The sequence below is a fragment of the Oceanicoccus sp. KOV_DT_Chl genome (assembly GCF_900120175.1).
Classification (GTDB): domain Bacteria; phylum Pseudomonadota; class Gammaproteobacteria; order Pseudomonadales; family Dasaniaceae; genus Oceanicoccus.
The window spans coordinates 238,259-257,210 of record NZ_FQLF01000005.1; the positions used below are offsets into that span (position 1 = coordinate 238,259).

The 18,952-nt window shown below is 47.4% G+C and carries 16 protein-coding genes and 1 pseudogene; 12 read left to right on the top strand and 5 right to left on the bottom strand.

The window, feature by feature from the left end:
* Positions 1–193 precede the first annotated feature (193 nt).
* Genes UNITIG_RS18445 through UNITIG_RS18455 form a run of 3 tightly spaced genes read left to right on the top strand, consistent with a single transcriptional unit; the run spans position 194 to position 3,404 of the window.
* Positions 194–895, top strand: a complete 702-nt coding sequence (locus UNITIG_RS18445; protein WP_159931212.1) for an ATP-dependent zinc protease — start codon at positions 194–196, stop codon at positions 893–895.
* A gap of 20 nt (positions 896–915) precedes the next feature.
* Positions 916–2,451, top strand: coding sequence for an inactive transglutaminase family protein (locus UNITIG_RS18450; RefSeq protein ID WP_101759824.1), 1,536 nt, complete (start codon positions 916–918; stop codon positions 2,449–2,451).
* A complete protein-coding gene (locus UNITIG_RS18455; protein WP_101759825.1) occupies positions 2,448–3,404 on the top strand; it encodes an alpha-L-glutamate ligase-like protein in 957 nt (318 codons plus the stop codon). The genes UNITIG_RS18450 and UNITIG_RS18455 overlap by 4 nt, the downstream gene beginning before the upstream one ends.
* A gap of 297 nt (positions 3,405–3,701) precedes the next feature.
* On the opposite strand, the gene tuf is transcribed toward UNITIG_RS18455, so the two are convergent.
* Positions 3,702–4,925, bottom strand: coding sequence for an elongation factor Tu (gene tuf, locus UNITIG_RS18460; RefSeq protein ID WP_101759826.1), 1,224 nt, complete (start codon positions 4,923–4,925; stop codon positions 3,702–3,704).
* A 398-nt stretch (positions 4,926–5,323) separates the two neighbouring features.
* Between tuf and fusA the strand changes: the two genes are divergently transcribed.
* Complete coding sequence (gene fusA, locus UNITIG_RS18465) at positions 5,324–7,408, top strand: elongation factor G (protein WP_101759827.1); 2,085 nt, start codon at positions 5,324–5,326, stop codon at positions 7,406–7,408.
* 73 nt (positions 7,409–7,481) lie between these two features.
* Here fusA and UNITIG_RS18470 read toward each other — a convergent pair whose 3' ends face one another.
* A complete protein-coding gene (locus tag UNITIG_RS18470) occupies positions 7,482–7,856 on the bottom strand; it encodes a VOC family protein (protein WP_101759828.1) in 375 nt (124 codons plus the stop codon).
* 198 nt (positions 7,857–8,054) lie between these two features.
* Between UNITIG_RS18470 and UNITIG_RS18475 the strand changes: the two genes are divergently transcribed.
* Positions 8,055–8,495 (top strand): nuclear transport factor 2 family protein, encoded by a 441-nt coding sequence (locus UNITIG_RS18475; RefSeq protein WP_255399728.1) that lies wholly within the window; start codon positions 8,055–8,057, stop codon positions 8,493–8,495.
* Positions 8,496–8,528: 33 nt separating this feature from the next.
* On the opposite strand, the gene UNITIG_RS18480 is transcribed toward UNITIG_RS18475, so the two are convergent.
* Positions 8,529–9,014 (bottom strand): NUDIX domain-containing protein, encoded by a 486-nt coding sequence (locus UNITIG_RS18480; RefSeq protein WP_101759830.1) that lies wholly within the window; start codon positions 9,012–9,014, stop codon positions 8,529–8,531.
* Positions 9,015–9,172: 158 nt separating this feature from the next.
* Between UNITIG_RS18480 and UNITIG_RS18485 the strand changes: the two genes are divergently transcribed.
* The 4 genes from UNITIG_RS18485 (at position 9,173) to UNITIG_RS18500 (ending at position 11,509) form a co-directional block, all read left to right on the top strand.
* The gene (locus tag UNITIG_RS18485) at positions 9,173–9,367 is read left to right on the top strand and encodes a YqaE/Pmp3 family membrane protein (RefSeq protein WP_101759831.1); all 195 of its coding nucleotides are present in this window, start codon (positions 9,173–9,175) and stop codon (positions 9,365–9,367) included.
* Between the two features lie 26 nt (positions 9,368–9,393).
* Entirely contained in the window at positions 9,394–10,041 is a 648-nt protein-coding gene (locus tag UNITIG_RS18490) for a DUF2959 domain-containing protein (protein ID WP_101759832.1), read from the top strand.
* Between the two features lie 128 nt (positions 10,042–10,169).
* The gene (locus tag UNITIG_RS18495) at positions 10,170–10,739 is read left to right on the top strand and encodes an alkylphosphonate utilization protein (protein WP_101759833.1); all 570 of its coding nucleotides are present in this window, start codon (positions 10,170–10,172) and stop codon (positions 10,737–10,739) included.
* Positions 10,740–11,032: 293 nt separating this feature from the next.
* Positions 11,033–11,509 (top strand): peptidylprolyl isomerase, encoded by a 477-nt coding sequence (locus UNITIG_RS18500; RefSeq protein ID WP_101759834.1) that lies wholly within the window; start codon positions 11,033–11,035, stop codon positions 11,507–11,509.
* A gap of 32 nt (positions 11,510–11,541) precedes the next feature.
* On the opposite strand, the gene UNITIG_RS18505 is transcribed toward UNITIG_RS18500, so the two are convergent.
* Complete coding sequence (locus tag UNITIG_RS18505; RefSeq protein WP_101759835.1) at positions 11,542–12,279, bottom strand: hypothetical protein; 738 nt, start codon at positions 12,277–12,279, stop codon at positions 11,542–11,544.
* 81 nt (positions 12,280–12,360) lie between these two features.
* On the bottom strand, positions 12,361–13,029 hold the full coding sequence (locus tag UNITIG_RS18510) for a PadR family transcriptional regulator (RefSeq protein ID WP_101759836.1): 669 nt from the start codon (positions 13,027–13,029) through the stop codon (positions 12,361–12,363).
* A 137-nt stretch (positions 13,030–13,166) separates the two neighbouring features.
* On the opposite strand from UNITIG_RS18510, the gene UNITIG_RS18515 reads away from it, so the two are divergent.
* From UNITIG_RS18515 to UNITIG_RS18530, 3 genes and pseudogenes are all read left to right on the top strand, one after another.
* Positions 13,167–15,353, top strand: coding sequence for a TonB-dependent receptor (locus tag UNITIG_RS18515; RefSeq protein ID WP_101759837.1), 2,187 nt, complete (start codon positions 13,167–13,169; stop codon positions 15,351–15,353).
* Between the two features lie 125 nt (positions 15,354–15,478).
* Positions 15,479–17,855, top strand: a pseudogene (locus tag UNITIG_RS25765) (penicillin acylase family protein).
* Positions 17,856–18,163: 308 nt separating this feature from the next.
* Positions 18,164–18,874: a DUF3581 family protein gene (locus tag UNITIG_RS18530; RefSeq protein ID WP_200821379.1), complete on the top strand. Its 711-nt coding sequence runs from the start codon at positions 18,164–18,166 to the stop codon at positions 18,872–18,874.
* The last annotated feature ends 78 nt before the right edge of the window (positions 18,875–18,952 follow it).

Sequence of the window (18,952 nt, forward strand, 5' to 3'; positions counted from 1 at the left end):
CATCCATGTTGATTTTCGCAAAAAATAACGGCAGTTTGCTGCCCTGCAGCGATAGCTGACCTGATCGGCGGTTTTATAGTAGGATCTAGTCAATAAAGCCATAAGTATGTATTTTTTCCTCACTACCTATATCAATAGTAGAGATTTATAAATACCATTGGCCCCAACATTTCAGTTGCGAGGATATAGTCAGTTGCTAGCGCTCAATCCCATGATTCGTAGTCTTATCATTCTATTGTTAATTCCACTCAGTGGCTGCCAGCAACTACCAGCAATCACGGAATCGATAAGCATGGCTGAGGGGAGCCCTCCTGCCGAGCAGGCCCAGACCAATAGTACTTGCGATTGTGCTACGCCAACAGCCATTGCAGAAACAGAAATTACCTGCCCAAACCCTGAAGCCGCAAAGCCATCGGCTCCAAGCAGCCCACCAGTGGCAACTGTAAGGAAAAAAATAAAGCCCGCATTTGTCGATGACCTGCTAGTTATCGGACGCGTCGAAAACGTACTGGTCTCACCAGATGACATCAAACTGAAGGCACGTATCGATACCGGTGCCGGCATCTCCTCGTTGCATGCCAAAGACAAAACGGAATTCGAGCGCGATGGTAAGGACTGGGTAAGATTCACATTGATCGTTTCTGACGAGGAATCGCAAGTATTAGAACGGCCTATCAAGCGCTTCGTCTCCATCAAACAACACACCGGTGAACCGCAACGGCGCCCGGTAGTGGTGATGAGCTTGACGCTGGGGCCTATAGAAGAACAGGTAGAAATGACATTAACTGATCGCGGTGATTATCTTTACCCAGTGCTGATTGGCAGAAACTTTCTTCGTGATCGCGCGATCGTCGATGTCAGCCGCAAGTTTCGAATTAAACCACCCGCTTCCTAATTCTCCCTACTGGACCCATTATGTCTCCTCGCGCTCAAGTCTATTTGTTAGGACTATTCCTGATATCACTAGGCCTTGGCCTAGTTGCTTACAAAAGCCAAGTGCTAAGTTTGCCCATTATTCCAGGTGCGTATAAAACTATTTGGACTATAGAAGCCAAAGTAGAATTTGATGCACTGGGAGGCGAAGTCAAAACCAGTCTGGCGCTACCAAAAACACAGCCAAATATGGAAGTACTGGATGAAATTTTTAGTTCCTCCGGCTATGGCTTTAACATCGAAAAAAACCAGGGACATGAGCGCGCGGTTTGGTCCAAGCGCCAAGTAAGTGGTAAGCAAGCACTATATTACAAACTGGATGTTCACCAGCAAAATGACTACATGGATGATGGCCAAGTTAATTTATCTACCGCCATTACGCTTCCTGACTGGGCTGGTACCCGACGCGCTTCCTTACGGGCTGCTACTGAAGCATTGATCGAAACTAGCTGGCAAGCGTCTGCCGATCGTAACACTTTTGCAAGCCAATTATTAAAGTCTTTAAATGATCCAAAAAATAATGATGCACGCTTAATTCATAATGACCTTATCGATAAAACACAGGTACAAATTGCACTAGACCTGTTAGCAATGGCTGACATTCCAGCACATATTCTGCGTGGCATTTATTTAGAAAGCGATCGCAGCAATATAGGCGCCAGCTCATTATTAGAAATTCATGACGGCAAACGCTGGCAGGTATTTGACCCAGTAAGCGGGACCAGCGGTCTACCTGAAAATTTTCTAATCTGGCAACGCGCTGACAAATCCCTGCTTGATGTCGAAGGGGCTAATAATTCCAGGGTCCGCTTTTCCACTTTGGCCAATGATATCCCTACTCGCGATGTCGCCCTGCAGCAAATGGGCGGCGAACGTGCTGCACTGCTTGATTACTCAATCTACAGCCTACCCATCGAGCAACAGAGCGTATTCAAATTTATTTTATTGATACCGGTTGGTACCCTATTCGTGATTTTCATGCGAGTTGTAATTGGTATGAGGACAGCCGGCACCTTTATGCCAGTGCTTTTGGCTATTGCTTTTATCCAAACGACATTACTCAGCGGCGTATTAATTTTTCTTCTGATTCTAACTATCGGACTCTGGGTTAGAACGTATCTTAGTCGCTTGGATTTACTGCTGGTATCACGAATTGCTGCCGTAGTGGTGATTGTCGTTGGTCTGATGGCCCTTATCAGTATCGTTAGTTACAAGCTGGGGATAGAACAAGCACTCACAGTAACGTTCTTCCCAATGATAATTATTGCCTGGACCATAGAGCACATGTCTATTCTGTGGGAGGACGACGGCCCGATGGAAGCTGTCATTCAAACCGCGGGCAGTTTATTCGTAGCTATTATCTGCTACGGAGCGATGACCAATCATTACCTCAAACACTGGATGTTTAACTTCCCGGAACTGCTATTGGTATTGCTAGGGCTGATTATCATTCTTGGTCATTACACCGGCTATCGGGTTTCTGAACTCATTCGCTTTCGCAACATGGTGAGCAAATGACCGCGTTCGTTAGCCCCTGGGAACTCAAACGCCATGGCGTACTGGGGATGAATAGCCGCAACATTCGCTATATCGCCCGCCACAACCCCCGCCATCTTTACCCATTAGTTGATGATAAGTTGCAAACCAAACGCGCCGCTCAAAAAGCGGGTATTGCCGTCCCCGCGTTACTCGGTGTTATTGAAACCCAGTGGCAGTTACGCGGCTTACATAAAATGATCAGCGAGTGGGAGCAATTTGTTATCAAGCCCACTCGCGGTAGTGGTGGCCGCGGTATTCTGGTCATCACAGGCCGTGAATTTGAATACTATATAAAATCCAACGGCCGCAAATTGGAACTGTTGGATTTGCGCCGGCATATTAATAATATTCTTAGCGGTCTCTACAGCCTTGGCGGTAAACCAGACCGCGTCATGCTAGAGACACTCATAGATTACGACCCGGTATTTACCGACTACACCTATGAAGGCGTGCCCGACCTGCGGATCATAGTATTTAAAGGCTTTCCGGTAATGGCAATGCTGCGCTGCGCCACCCGCGCTTCTGACGGCCGTGCCAATTTGCATCAAGGTGCCATCGGTGTGGGGCTGGATATGACCACCGGTAAAAGCTTGTATGCGGTCCAGCATGGTCGACCCGTCAATGAACATCCGGATACTGGTAAATCTTTCGCTGATTTAGCCATCCCCGGCTGGGATGCAATTTTGGAGCTAGCTGCGGGTTGCTATGAAATGACAGGGCTGGGCTATATTGGTTGCGATATTGTTCTCGACCGTCAACAGGGCCCAATAATTCTGGAACTGAATGCGCGACCTGGCTTGGCTATTCAATTGGCCACCGGTGCCGGTTTAGCCAGACCGTTAAAGCTGATCGAAAACCTCGACCTTGAAGAATTCGATCTCAACGCCAGAGAGCGAGTTGATTACTGTCGCACTCTTGCCATCAACACTTAAGCACTCACCAAGCAGGCATAAAAAAGGCCGCCAATGGCGACCCTTCTCTTTTACCTTGTTACTGGTTACAAAAATTACTCAATAATTTTTGCTACAACACCAGCACCAACCGTACGGCCACGTTATTCGGGCTGCGCCCTCACCCACTCCCTAGGGCCGGGGCCGCCCTACACAACGGGCGTTCAAACAGGCTTTGCCTGCTTGTCACTCCGCTCAGCTGGCCTTAACTACCCCTCATAATGAAAAAGGGCCGCCAATGGCGACCCTTCTCTTTTACCTTGTTACTGGTTACAAAAATTACTCAATAATTTTTGCTACAACACCAGCACCAACCGTACGGCCACCTTCGCGGATTGCGAAGCGTAAACCCTCGTCCATCGCGATGGGGTTGATCAGCGTAACAGTCATTTGAATGTTATCGCCTGGCATTACCATTTCAACACCTTCTGGCAGCTCACACGCACCCGTGATATCCGTTGTACGGAAGTAAAACTGTGGACGGTAACCTTTGAAGAATGGTGTATGACGACCACCTTCATCTTTACCCAACACATAAACTTCTGCTTCAAACGTCGTGTGTGGCTTGATTGAACCTGGCTTACACAATACCTGACCGCGCTCTACTTCTTCACGCTTGGTACCGCGTAACAAGGCACCGATGTTCTCACCTGCGCGACCTTCGTCAAGCAGCTTGCGGAACATTTCAACACCGGTACAGGTGGTAGTTTGGGTGTCACGAATACCAACGATTTCTACTGAATCACCGGTGTTAACGATACCGCGCTCAACACGACCGGTAACAACCGTACCACGACCAGAGATTGAGAATACGTCTTCGATTGGCATGATGAAGTCACCATCGATCGCACGCTCTGGCTCAGGAATGTAAGAATCCAGAGTCTCAAGTAATTTCTTAACAGCGCTTGTGCCCAACTCATTGTCGTCTTTGCCTTCCAGTGCCATCAACGCAGAACCTGGGATAATTGGCGTGTCGTCACCTGGGAATTCGTACTGGTCAAGCAGCTCACGCAGCTCCATTTCTACCAGCTCAAGCATTTCGTTATATTCTTCTGAACCCGCACCGCCACAATCTTCAGCCAGCAAGTCCGCTTTGTTCAGGAATACCACAACGTAAGGTACGCCAACCTGACGCGACAACAAGATGTGCTCACGGGTCTGTGGCATTGGGCCATCAGTCGCACCACATACCAGAATCGCACCATCCATCTGCGCAGCACCAGTGATCATGTTTTTAACGTAATCAGCGTGTCCTGGACAGTCAACGTGGGCGTAGTGACGCTCAGGCGTATCGTATTCAACGTGTGACGTCGCAATTGTAATACCGCGCTCACGCTCTTCAGGGGCGTTATCGATGTTAGCGAAATCTACCGCTTTACCGCCAAATACTTCTGACGCTACGCGTGTCAATGCCGCTGTTAATGTTGTTTTACCATGGTCAACGTGTCCGATTGTACCTACGTTGACGTGTGGTTTGGTGCGTTCAAATTTTTCCTTAGCCACCTTTTAAGCCCTCAAAAATAATGTATGTGAATAAAGTTGGTCGGTAAGCCGGGTATCAAATGAGCCTCGTCGTGCTCAAACCTGAGCTAAAACGCGACTTCTAACCAACTAATAAATACCTACTACCGTGGGCGCGCTATCATAAACACCATTTCGCTGTAGTCAAGACCATTCAGGCCTGTATTGCACTAAATGTCTGCAAAATACCTCCAGAGCACGAATTAGTGGGCGATTACAGCAAACAACTGTCCCGATACGTTCCCTCTTACCACCTTAATAGGTAGCGATATTTGGCAACCCGAATCGCAAAATACAATTAGTGATAATTTTTGTTCAATTCTCATTGATTGTTCATGTATAATGCTGCGCGTTTTTCACCTAGGTATTCGAGTGTCCAAATGACTGACTTATCGCTTTATAGAAACATCGGAATTTTCGCCCACGTTGATGCGGGCAAGACCACTACAACTGAACGTATCCTGAAATTAACCGGCAGAATCCATAAAACCGGCGAAGTTCACGATGGCGAATCAACCACTGACTTCATGGAACAGGAAGCTGAACGGGGTATTACTATCCAGTCAGCGGCAACGACCTGTTTCTGGAGAGATCACCGCTTCAATATCATCGATACCCCCGGGCACGTTGACTTTACCGTTGAAGTTTACCGCTCGCTGAAAGTACTTGATGGCGGCGTTGGTGTATTTTGTGGATCTGGTGGTGTTGAACCACAATCCGAAACCAACTGGCGCTATGCTAACGACTCTAAAGTAGCCCGTGTTATTTTCGTTAATAAACTAGACCGGGTTGGCGCTGACTTCCTGCGTGTTGTTGGTCAGGTTAAAAAAGTACTAGGTGCAAACCCACTAGTCATGACGCTACCTATTGGTACTGAAGATACATTCTCCGGAGTTGTCGATGTATTGACCAAAGTTGCCTATCAATGGGATAACTCAGGCCTTCCTGAGAACTTTAAAATTATCGATATTCCCGCCGATATGGTTGACCTGGTTGATGAATACCGTGAGAAGCTGATTGAAACGGCTGTTGAGCAAGATGACGACATCATGATGGCCTACATGGATGGTGAAGAGCCATCAATCGAAGACCTCAAGCGCTGTATCCGTAAAGGTACTATCGCACTGGACTTCTTCCCTACATTCTGTGGATCGGCCTTTAAAAACAAAGGTGTTCAGCAGGTATTGGATGGCGTAGTTGATTACCTGCCCAGCCCAACTGAAGTTAACCCACAGCCATTAACCGATGAATTCGGTGAGCCAAACGGCGAATATGCAGTGGTAACGCCTGATGCACCATTCCGTGCACTAGCCTTTAAAATTATGGATGACCGCTTCGGCGCTCTAACGTTTATTCGCGTTTACTCCGGCGTATTGAATAAGGGTGACACCATCCTGAACTCCTTTACTGGCAAGACCGAACGTATTGGCCGCATGGTTGAAATGCACGCCGATGAGCGCACTGAATTAAGCTCAGCCAAGGCTGGCGACATTATTGCTATCGTCGGCATGAAAAACGTGCAGACTGGTCACACACTATGTGATCCCAAACACGAGTGTACACTGGAGCCGATGATCTTCCCGGAACCCGTTATCTCGATTGCGGTTGCACCTAAAGACAAGGCCGGTGCAGAGAAGATGGGTGTTGCCATTGGTAAAATGGTGGCAGAAGACCCTACCTTCCAGGTACACACTGACGAAGATTCAGGTGAAACCATTCTGAAAGGTATGGGTGAATTGCACCTGGATATCAAAGTCGACATCCTCAAGCGTACTTACGGTGTTGAATTGGTCGTAGGTCAACCACAGGTTGCCTACCGCGAAACTATTACGCAGCCGGTTGAAGACAGTTACACGCACAAGAAACAATCGGGTGGTTCTGGTCAGTTTGGTAAGATTGATTACCGCATCAAACCTGGTGAGCCAGGTACTGGCTTCCAATTTAACTCAGTCGTTGTTGGCGGTAATGTACCCAAGGAATTCTTCCCTGCGGTAGAGAAAGGCTTCAAGAGCATGATGGAGCAAGGCCCACTGGCTGGATTCCCGGTACTGGATGTTGAAGTTGAACTGTACGATGGTAGCTACCACGCCGTTGACTCTTCGGCTATTGCGTTCGAAATCGCTGCTAAAGGTGCATTCCGTCAGTCTATGCCTAAAGCCGGACCACAGCTGATAGAGCCCATCATGAACGTTGACGTATTCACTCCAGACGATCACGTGGGTGATGTTATCGGTGACTTGAACCGTCGTCGTGGCATGATCAAGGATCAGGAAGCAGGCGTTAGTGGTGTGCGCATCAAAGCAGATGTGCCACTGTCAGAAATGTTTGGCTACATTGGTCACTTGCGTACCATTACTTCTGGTCGCGGTCAGTTTTCAATGGAGTTCTCACACTATATGCCATGCCCAGCCAATGTGTCTGTTGACGTTATTGCTGCTGAAAAAGAAAGACAAGCGAATAAGTAATTAGCCGCTTAACAATCAAAAGCCCCGCTAGCTAAACACTAACGGGGCTTTTTTATACCGCTCGTTTAACCCGTTATTTCACGGTGAAATTTAATTCTACTGCGGTTCCTGCCGGGTCCCGAACAAACAATTGCGACTGTCCAATCTGCGTCATATCAAGCCGGTCATAATGCACCTCCATAGCATCCAGCTTGGCAATCGTTGCCGCCAAATCATCACAAGCAAATGCAATGTGATCAAAAAAACCAGTACCGGTCACAGCGCGATTATTATCTTCCAATAAATGCAATATGGGATGATCTCCAGCGTAAAGCCAATAACCGGTAAACCCAAAATCCGGCCTAAACCCGGGCTTTAAATCCAATAGCTGATCATAAAATGAAAGCACTTCCGCCAGCACATCCGCAGGCGCATTGATAGCAAAATGATGAATTCGCTGAAGTGCCATAGACTTTTCTCTAACTATATTAATGATTAGGTAGTATCGACCAGCCCCGCCTCAAAGATCAATCAGCAAGCAACGGCCTTAACAGATTGTAACTTTATAAGGCAGCATATACTTTGGTGACATTCCTGTGCTGTGATAGCCTGAAATTATTCTCAACCAAACAGGAATAACATTATGGGACGTTAGAATCGCGAAGAAATCGAACAAGCCTTCGATAAATTTCAAGCCGCTGCATTGACCGGCGCTCAAACCAAAGACTGGACCGACTGGGCTAATTGCTTTACTGAAGATGCAACTTATTTTGAACATCACTACGGTAAATTCTGGGGGCGAGAAAACATAAAAGTATGGATCACCAAAACCATGAATAGCTGGCCCGCCAGCAGCATGACGGCCTTTCCTGTTACCTGGTATTCCATTGATGAAAACAAAGGCTGGGTGTTCTGTGAAGTGATGAACCGCATGGAAGATTTAGGCGATGGCAAGATATATCAGGAACCTAACATCACCATATTGCACTATGCTGGTAATGGCTTATTTAGCTATGAAGAAGATGCCTATAACCCACATAACATGGGTGTCACTATCGGCGCCTGGATTGAAAAGAAAAAAGAATTAGAGGCCAAACCTGCGGAGTAAATACTCCGTGGTTGTTCGTCCAACCTATCAAAATCAAACACCGAACCCCTGCGCTGCCACCCAATCATTAATCGCCAAGCCGGTACCCATATCCCATCCTTTTAACTTTTCTTTTGGCACAATTTTATAAGCATCCAACTCATGATTCAGTTTAATATCGCCTTGCGCTCGCACATGGTAAGCGATAATAACCTGATTCTGCTCGGCAAAAGAATAAACCCCCACCAGTGACGATTCGATCACCTGCAAACCTAACTCCTCCTCCGTTTCACGATGGGCACAGACTTGCGGGTCTTCCTGCTGCTCTAAAAACCCGGTAATTATTGAAAAAAAATCGTGCTTCCAGGCTGCGTTATGTGCCAGCACTACCCCCTCATCAACCTCAACAATCATCGCCACCACCGGCGTTGGATTATTCCAAAACACGAAATTACAGGCATCGGCAGCACAGCCCCGACGATGCTCACCATCAATTATCACAGGGGTAAGGGGATTAGCACATTGGGGACAGTAATTCATAACATCTCTCTTCTAAGTGTTTCTCTTTCAGCTTGATTCCATGCGATTATAACGCAGGCTTCAAAAAAAAAATCAATGAGTAAGCACCAGCCTGTTGAGCACACTCCCGCTTAAGGCTACTATTATTCGCAGTGACCACCACTGAATAAAGGATCAACATGCGTTTACTTCTGGCTATCTTACTGCCCTGGCTACAATTCTTCACCATCGGCCGTCCCTTTGCTGGCATCATTTGCCTGATATTGCAATTAACGCTCATCGGCTGGGTGCCAGCGGCTATCTGGTCGGTATACGCCTTGAGCCAATATAATACCGATAAAAAAATTAACCAAGCACTTGGCAATAATAAATAAACTGTCAGCTCGCTTTAGGAATTCCCATGAAATTATTAACGCACATTTTATTTGCTGCCGGCTTAATATTGCTCACCGCCTGTGAAAGCACTTATTACAATGCCATGGAAGAAATCGGCATTCACAAACGCGATATATTAATTGATCGCTTAGAAGAAGCGCAGCAAGCACAGCAAGAAGGCCAGCAACAATTTAAAAATGCGCTGGAACAATTTAAAGCGGTAGCGAGTTTTGATGGCGGTGATGTGGAAACCATGTATAACCGCCTTAATGACGAATACGAGGACAGCGTTGCAGCAGCCGAAAACATCAGCAACAGAATCGAAAAAGTCGATTCTGTTGCGCAAGCTTTATTTGATGAATGGAAAGAAGAACTGGGACAGTACACCAACCAAAATCTGCGCCGTGACAGCGAAAGAAAGCTACAGGATACCCAACGCCGTTATAAAAATTTATTGAATGCTATGCAAAAAGCAGAAAAATCTATTGCCCCGGTACTCGCAACGCTGCATGACAACACGCTGTATCTTAAACATAACCTGAATGCTCGCGCGATCAGCTCACTCAAAAATGAACTCGGCAATGTAAATCGTAATGTCTCTTCGCTACTGGCAGAGATGGAAAAAGCTATCAAAGAATCCGATACCTTTATTTCCGAGCTTCGGAAAGGTTAGAACTTTTTACTGCCCACTTTTGATCCTTTTAGCCAGCGTAAAAATTATCCCGCACATTGGATAATCATTTGCGGTAAAGGCATAATGCGCCTCCTGATGTAATAGCAAATACTTCCAAGAGCCCATTCATGCCTATTGATAAAGCCTTAATCAAACGCAGTCACTCTCGCTGCGAATTATGTACCAGTAAAGACGATCTGAATACGTATGAAATTCCACCTGACCACGATGGCAGCGTGGATAAAAGCATCCTCTTATGTAACACCTGTCTAAGCCAAATCCAGTACCCGGAAACAACTGAAGTGAACCACTGGCGCTGCCTGAATGACAGCATGTGGAGTCAAACACCGGCAGTGCAAGTGATGGCCTGGCGGCAATTAAAACAGCTATCCACTGAAAGCTGGGCGCAGGATTTACTGGAAATGCTGTATTTGGATGAAGATACACAAACGTGGGCAGAAGCCGCTTTAAGCAATAGCGACCAGCCAGCCACTTTGGATAGCAATGGTGCCGCGCTGGAGGCAGGCGATACTGTGACCTTAATCAAAGATCTGGTGGTTAAAGGTGCCAACTTTACCGCCAAGCGCGGTACCGCAGTCCGTGGCATTTCGCTAACCAACAACCCCGAGCAAATTGAAGGCCGAGTCAATGGCACCCGTATTGTCCTGCTGACCAAATTTTTGAAGAAATCGAACTAACCCCCACTTTCGAGCGAGGCTTGACGAAGCTCTCGCCCCGGAAAAGTAAATAATTCACCCCCCTATATTTGCCCGATACCAGTAAGCCCGATACACTAGCCGACAGTTTAAATGGTGTATTTCAAAACGAAAACAGGGGTAATACGGCGAAGATCGCTACCTGAGCGCGAAACTAGCCACTTCTAAACCTTGAAAAACAGCTTCTGAACCCAATATAACCCGTTAATAATGACAAACCACCACTTTAGCGCTTGCCTCCACTGCGCCTACACTTTAATCACTGAGGAAATCTCATGTTAATCGGACAAAATTCAGTCGTCAGCATTCAATACACCCTTACCAATGACAAGGGTGAGGTCATGGACCAATCGCAAGCTGGCGAACCCCTCATTTACTTGCATGGCGCTGACGGCATCATCCCTGGCCTGGAAAACGAATTAACCGGTAAAGTGGCGGGCGCAGCATTTAAAGTCACCATCAAGCCAGAAGAAGCATATGGCGACCATATCGCAGAAATGGTGCAGCAAGTACCTCGCAGCGCATTCCCAGCTGATGCCGAAATTCAACCGGGCATGCAATTTAACGCCGACTCTCCCAATGGCCCAATGACAGTAATGGTCACGGAGGTGAGTGACGACACGGTCACTGTAGACGGCAATCACCCATTGGCCGGCTTTACACTACATTTTGAAGGCACCATTGAAGATGTGCGTCAGGCTACTGATGAAGAATTAGAGCACGGCCATGCCCATGGCCCTCATACTCACTAAAAAGTGCTGACTAGATACTTAGCAGCGACCAATTAAGGCGCTGCTAAGTATTGCTCCAGCCGCGTATCCCAGCAATTCATTTCATCCTGCTGCCACACATAGCGCTGCATAACATCCTTTTGATCCAGCCAAAATAACGTTCCCGGCTGGTATTCCCCGCCAAAATATTCATAGCGAGCCGCGTCAATACTGCGCCCGTCAATGTTAATGGTTTCATGCTCTTGAAAGCGGGCCTGCCGCTGACTTAATAGAGGCGTGAGTAATTGCTCTGTATCCTGCGGATTGCGAATCCAGGGCACTAAAACCTGACTCTCACCTTGTACCAACAATCGCTGAATTACATCACCGTTGTAAATACGCATCAGCGGTGAAACGATATAACCTTCCGCCAACTCAAGTTCAGTTTCTTCTACCGCACCTTCTAAAGTTACACGTTTTATCTGCGCATAATTGGCACTGAATTGATAATGCGCGGACAATTGCTTGATTGCATCGTCCGCAAAGATCTTTATCACTACATCAAACTGGGTTATTTGGTTAGCATGTGCCAGCGATTGCACAAAAATTTTATTGCCAAACTCGCGGGAATCTCTTTCAGCACGCACAATAATGTCACCCTGTGCATTGCGATGACGAGACCAGGGTTCGCTGACTTTAGTTTTCTCGGCAAACACGGTGCCGCCAATCTGGCTTTCGTGATAATAGTTGTAACAGCCGTGATCAATAAGCGTTTCGTCGTCGCCGACCGGGGTAGGTATGGTAATACTCATAATTTTTATCTTGGGAAAATCTTGTTTGTAGAAAATAAAACCGCAAGGCTATCAGCACATTAAGCTGGCGCACAGAAAAAATTAATTTTTATTTTCCCGACTGTCGACCTGACCCAATAAATTTTCCAGCCGCTGCAATACTCGCTGATAAGCTTCATGCCCAAGCGTTTGTGCCTGCCGACTATCGCCATTGGTATCCGGCATGGCCGTTAATAATGCTTGTGTCGATTCAGCCCAATGAATACGAGCCTCCATCACATCAACCAAATATTCAAGCGCGATGCCATTGTAGGGAGCCCCTGGCATGGTGCGGATCGTTTCATCCTCAAAGTCACCAATAATTGCAGCGTAGGCAGCTGCTTCCTTAACTGCAGTGTCCTTTACTGCGGCTAAATTGTTGCGCAAGGTTTCCATATCGCCGGAGCCAGCATAGAGAAACTTTAGCATGGCTTCATACTGCATGGTGAAGTACGTTTCAGTCGGTGCTGCCAACCACTCCTGTAATGCTGCTCTTCCCTCTTCATTGACCGTATAAATAGTGCGCGTTCGACCGCCGTTGTCCTCTGTATGACTGGTCACCAAGCCCAGGCCCTCCAGTTTTTTGGGCTCTGAATAAACATGACTTTCAGCGCGGGACCAGAAAGCACGGAGCACACTCTCTTTCATATGATTATTCAATTCGTAAGCAGACCAGGGGCGACGTGCCAACAGGCCCAAAATAGCATAGGAAGTGGGGGTCAATTTTCTCATGACGACACTATAGCCTAAATGGGTGATGCCGTTACTCCAAATAGGAGTAATATTCGCTTTCGACAAAATAATACTACAAATTGGAGTATATATATGAAAGATCGGGGCGTAATTTCATCCCACTGGCAGCATTGCCAATGGCCATTTTGCTAGCCAATAGTGCGGCGGCGGAGCTGGTCATTGAAGAAATCATGGTGACTGCACAAAAGCGTACGGAAAGCACACAGGATATTGGTGCTGCCATTAGCGCCGTACAGGGCGATTCTTTAGAACGCTTGAATATTCTGGACTTTACCAGTGTTGAACAACTTACTACTGGCTTGACCCTGGACGATAGCAATGCTCGCAATACCACCATCAGTATGCGTGGCGTGACGTATGATTCGGAAGGTACGGCCAACCCAACAGTAGATGCCTACTGGAACGGCGTGCCAGTGCGTAATGATGCAGTGTTCAACCAATTATTTGATATCAGCCGAATCGAAGTGTTACGCGGCCCACAAGGGACGTTACAGGGGCAAACATCGCCCGCTGGCGCGATCGTTATCCACAGCCGCAAACCCAATTTCGAAGGCAATGTTGAAGGCTATATCAGCACCACCGTTACTGAGAATAATGGCTTTTCTACACAAGCCGCAATCGACCTTCCCGTGGTTGAAAACACACTGGCGGTGCGTATTGCCGCCAATTATGACGATAATGATATGGATGGTATCCGCAATATCAATACCGGCAGTACCCAAAGCAGCCACAGTGATGCCGGCCGTATTACCATTGCCTGGGAACCTAGCGACACTCTGACTACCAGCCTGACCCATGAATACAGCGAGCAGGAATTAAACGACTTTAAAGACATGGCCGGCACTGACCTCCTAGGTAATGGCAATCCAGATCTGGACACCTATGACCGCAAAGGGTTAAACCAACTTGATGCCACATTTGATAAACGCAACCGCTTAACGGTACTGAATGTCGATTGGGAGGTTTTTGGTCATCAACTCACGGCTATCAGCGGTTATCAGGATATCCATCAATTTGACTCCAGAGATATTGATCGAGCCAATTACAGCCCGCTTCCCCAGTTACAACAGGTCACCACTGAGTACGATATTTTCTCGCAAGAGTTACGACTCAGCTCCATTGACTCCGGGTTCTGGGAATACATTGTTGGCGGTTTTTACAAAGACCAGAACCTAAGCACAAACTACCTGCGTGAAATACAGCCTGGCGCTGGTTTCTTTTTCGCTGCACCAGACATACCGTCAAACCGCGAAGAAACAGGGGTTTTCACCCACAATACTTTCAACCTGAACGAACACTCACGACTACAGCTCGGTTTACGCTGGTCGAAAGTCCGAAATTTCAACCGCTATGATGCAGTGATTACTGACGCTAACGGCAATGTCGTCAATGTTAGACCCCCTGCTATTCCAGACGATAAAGCGCTCACCGATCAGGAAGAAGTGACCGGCTCTTTAAAGTATCTGCATCATCTTGACGACGATGTAATGCTGTATGGCTCAATCGACACCAGCTTCCGTCCGGGCGGTGTCACCGTCGAACCGCGGATCACAAACCCCGACGACTTGATCTACGATAGCGAAACATCGATCTCTTACGAGCTTGGTTTTAAATCCACGGTATGGGATCAGCGCCTGCAGTTGAATGGCTCGGTGTATTACCAGCAATTTGATGACTACATCAATCGTATCGCAGGGCCATTAATTGATGAAAACCTTGATGGCAATCCGGATTCACGCGCATCAGGCGTAATGGCTAACGGCGATGCAGTAATCAGCGGCGCCGAAGTTGACTTCACCGCACTGCTCTCCGAAGCACTCTCGGTAGGTGGCGGCGTCAACTACACCGATGCTAAATATGATGGTGCGGAGATTCCCTGTAGCGGCAACGATGGTGACTACAATCAAACATCCCACATTTTCTTGTGCGATGCCGATGGTAAAAATCTGGGCAACGAGCCTAACTGGACAGTGACGTTAAATGCTGAATATCAAATCAGTCTGGGCAGCTATGATGGATTTGTGCGCGGTCTTTATAAATTTACCGGCAGTCGAAACAATGACTTTCAGGCCAACTCCAGCGTAGGCGGGTATGGTGTAGTTAACTTATACGCAGGCATTAGTGATCCCGCTGAAAAATGGGAAGTCAGCCTATTCGCCAAAAACCTGCTGGATAAAGAAGCACAAATAAATCGTAGCCCTAACGAAGTCGGCGCTGGTGCTGTAGATACAGGCTACCGCGGCGTTAATATTATTAACGAGCAAACGGTTGGTATTACCGCCAGGTACAACTTTGGTCGCTAAACCCTGCAATTCAGGTCTTGGCTGTCATAAAGACAGCTAAACTTATAGCCGGGCTCGCCCGGCTTTTTTTGTAACTCGGCAACGATAGATAACACCATCGTGCAAATTATTTTCAAGGTATCGCCATGATCAAGAAAATACTATTGGGTGCATTGATTGTCATCGCACTAGGCACTACTTACGTCCTGCAGACATTTAATGCTTATCAACAAGCAGGCGAAATAAGCCTGAGTGCTTTGGATCAACCGGTAAGCGTGCACCGGGACGAATTGGGCATCCCCTATATTTATGCAGAAACCCTCGCCGACGCCTTGCGGGCACAGGGCTTCATTACCGGCCAAAACCGGCTGTATCAAGCTGAACTCTATAAACATTTAGCCACCGGAAAACTCGCCGAAATGTTCGGGGAGCGCGGATTAAAAAGTGACATACTGATCCGTAGTCTTAACATCCAGCAATTAGCGCAACAACAAATCGAGCTACTCAGCGAAGATTCCAAAAACTATTATCTCTATTATCTACAAGGGCTTAACGCTTATATTAGCGAGCAGCAACACGAGCACCCCTTCAGCCTTAGTATGCTCGGTATCAAACCCCAACCTTGGACACTGCTGGATATTATTACCGTGCAGTATTTTCAAATGTGGGGCAGTACGGCTAATTGGCGTATCGAATTATTAGCGCAACAATTAATAGATCAACTCGGCCCGCAACTGGCTAACGAAATTTCTATGGTGAGTGTGAATCCCAATGATGAATCGGTAGTGGCGGCAAAGTTGCTGGACGACTTACAGGTTAGCCTAACCATTGACCCTGAATTGTTAGCAGTGATTCCCGACGATGTTAACGCCGCCAGTAATGCCTGGGCGAGCGCTGCCAGCAAATCAACCAACGGCGCCGCACTTTTTTCAAACAGCCCGCATATTGATGCCCGCACGCTGCCTGGCTTCTGGCACCCTATGGGTATATTTACCCCGGAGTTACGGGCTATTGGTGCCACCGCCCCGGCACCCCGGGTTTGGTATTGCCCGTACCGAGCACATCAGCTTTGGTGCCACTAACGGCTATAGCGATGGCGCAGATCTCTATATTGAACAGCTAGACCCCGACACCCCTGACCATTATTTAGAAGGCGAAAAATCATTGCCGCTAATCATTCGGCAACAACAACTTCGAATAAAAGACTCGCAATCCACAACAGGTTACCGCAACCAAACCATCACTATTCGTGAGACGCGACGCGGCCCGCTCATTTCTGATCATGGTATTGATTTGGCCGACAACCTCGCCCTGTCTTTACGCTGGGCAAGCAAAGAGCCTGGTGCTTTATCAGCGAGTTTAGGCACGGACACCTTGTTACTGGCAAAAAATATTGATGAAGCCAGAGCAGCATTAAAAACCACCCCTACCCCATTAAGCTATGTAGTGGTTGATAAGCACGGTGATATTGCCCGTATCTCGACGGGGCACGTCCCCAACCGGATACGCGGTGATGGCTCTAAACCCTTTGTCGTCCGCGATGGCATTGATAATTGGGATGGTCTGATCCCCGCTGCAGCAATGCCCGCCGAAGTACGACCTGAATCCGGCTGGGTAGGCACAGCTAATCACCGTGTCGTCGATGCTAACTACCCTTACGAATACTCCACTTTTTTTTCATCGTCCTGGCGCTATCGTCGTATTCAGGAGTTCATGACCGAACACCAAACCGTTTCATTAGATGACCACTGGTCGCTCATTAATGATGTTAAAAATCCAATGGCAGAAAAATTACGCCCCATAATCAGCACCGCTTTAGCAGCTGATCAACAGACATTATATCTGGCAGATATTTTGAACCAATGGAATCTCAGGGACGAACGCGATCAAAACGGCGCCGCTGTCTTTCAGGTATTAATGAAACATTTCGTTCAGCTAACTTTTAACGACGATATTAGCGGCCAAACCTGGGATTTATTTTTCGATACCGATTACTACTGGCAAGAACGTTTGCTGCTGTTAATGCAGGACAATAACAACCACTGGTTCGATCAACGCAGCACTTCACAGATAGAAACCCGCGACCAATTATTACGCATCGCCGCGCTAGCCGCTGCCGCAGAATTGCGCGCAAGGCTTGGCAGTGATCCTGACAATTGGCTTTGGGGCGACGTACTTAACATCACGTTTTCCAGCCCGGTTATCCCTGGCAAAACTGCAGCTAAATGGCTCGGTGCTGGCACGCAACGGATGTTCGGCTCCAGTGAGACCTTAAATCGCGGCAAATATAAATACAGCAGTGACTATGAAGCCCAGGCCATCGACTCCACACGCTTTGTCGCTGATATGTCCGACAAGGAAAAAGTGGTCGCCGTGATTCCCGGGGGAAGTAGTGGCCGCTATCTGGATGACACACTCGCCAATCAAAACGAGGCATGGATGAACGGCGACAAACATTACTGGTGGTACAGTGATGAAAAAATTAACCAGCATACCGTGCATTCGCTACAACTTATCCCTTAGTAAACAATAATCAGCAGAGGTTAATCCTCTGCTGATAAAGTCATTATCCTGGCAGCCTCACCCTATTTAACCTCCTAAGGTAATCAGCCACTGCCCACCACATTTATCCTGATTGATACCCTCCACAAACCCCCTCTGTAACACTGCAACTGAACTTAATAAGCAATAAAGCATGGCTGATCCACGTCGCGATTAAATTGTGCATTACTATTTTCTGCTCAGCATATTATTGATTTAACAGCTAATACAGATGATAAACCACCAAAGCACTGCTAAAATGCGCCGCTTCGAACCAAGGGTACGTTTTAATGCTGATTGACCAATACCACAATGCCGCCGGCAATACCGTCAATATTAGCCGCCAACAGGCGAGTGATTTTGCGAAAAAAATCGCTGACGATTTTAATCCATTACACAATACCGATTACAGCCGGTTTTGCGTACCCGGCGATTTATTATTTTCTCTGGTGCTTGCCAAATACGGTGTGACTAAACATATGCGGTTTACTTTCTCCGGCATGGTAACGGAAGACGTCACCCTGGTCCTGCCTGAACCGGCTGAACAGCTCGCACTATGTGGGCAAAACGAAAAAGAATACTTGAGCATAGAGCGGCTCGGTGACAGCTCCACTGACAACCTATTAATCGACAACCTCACTAAACGCTACGTCAACTTCTCGGGCCACACCTTTCCCCATGTGTTAGTTCCACTAATGGAACAACACAATGTGATGATTAATCCTGACCGCCCCATGGTGATGTATCAAAGTATGTTAATTGACTTGAACCGGCTCGACAAAAGCAATATAGAGCTCACTTTAGATCAGCAAAAAACCGTACTGGAAGTGGTCGGTAAGCGCGGTAATGTCTGCCTTGCTTTTAACCTGAGTGCTGACGGCGAAATTATCGGCCGCGGAGAAAAGCATATATTGCTGAGTGGCTTACGCCCCTTCGATCGATCCATCATAGATCAGGTGATTAATGATTATGCTGAATGGAAAACGCACTTCAACCGCTAACAAGCCGGCTAAATATTGTCGGCTAATGTGACCAATTATCACGCCACCTTAGCCAACAGCATCACCCATTCTACCCCC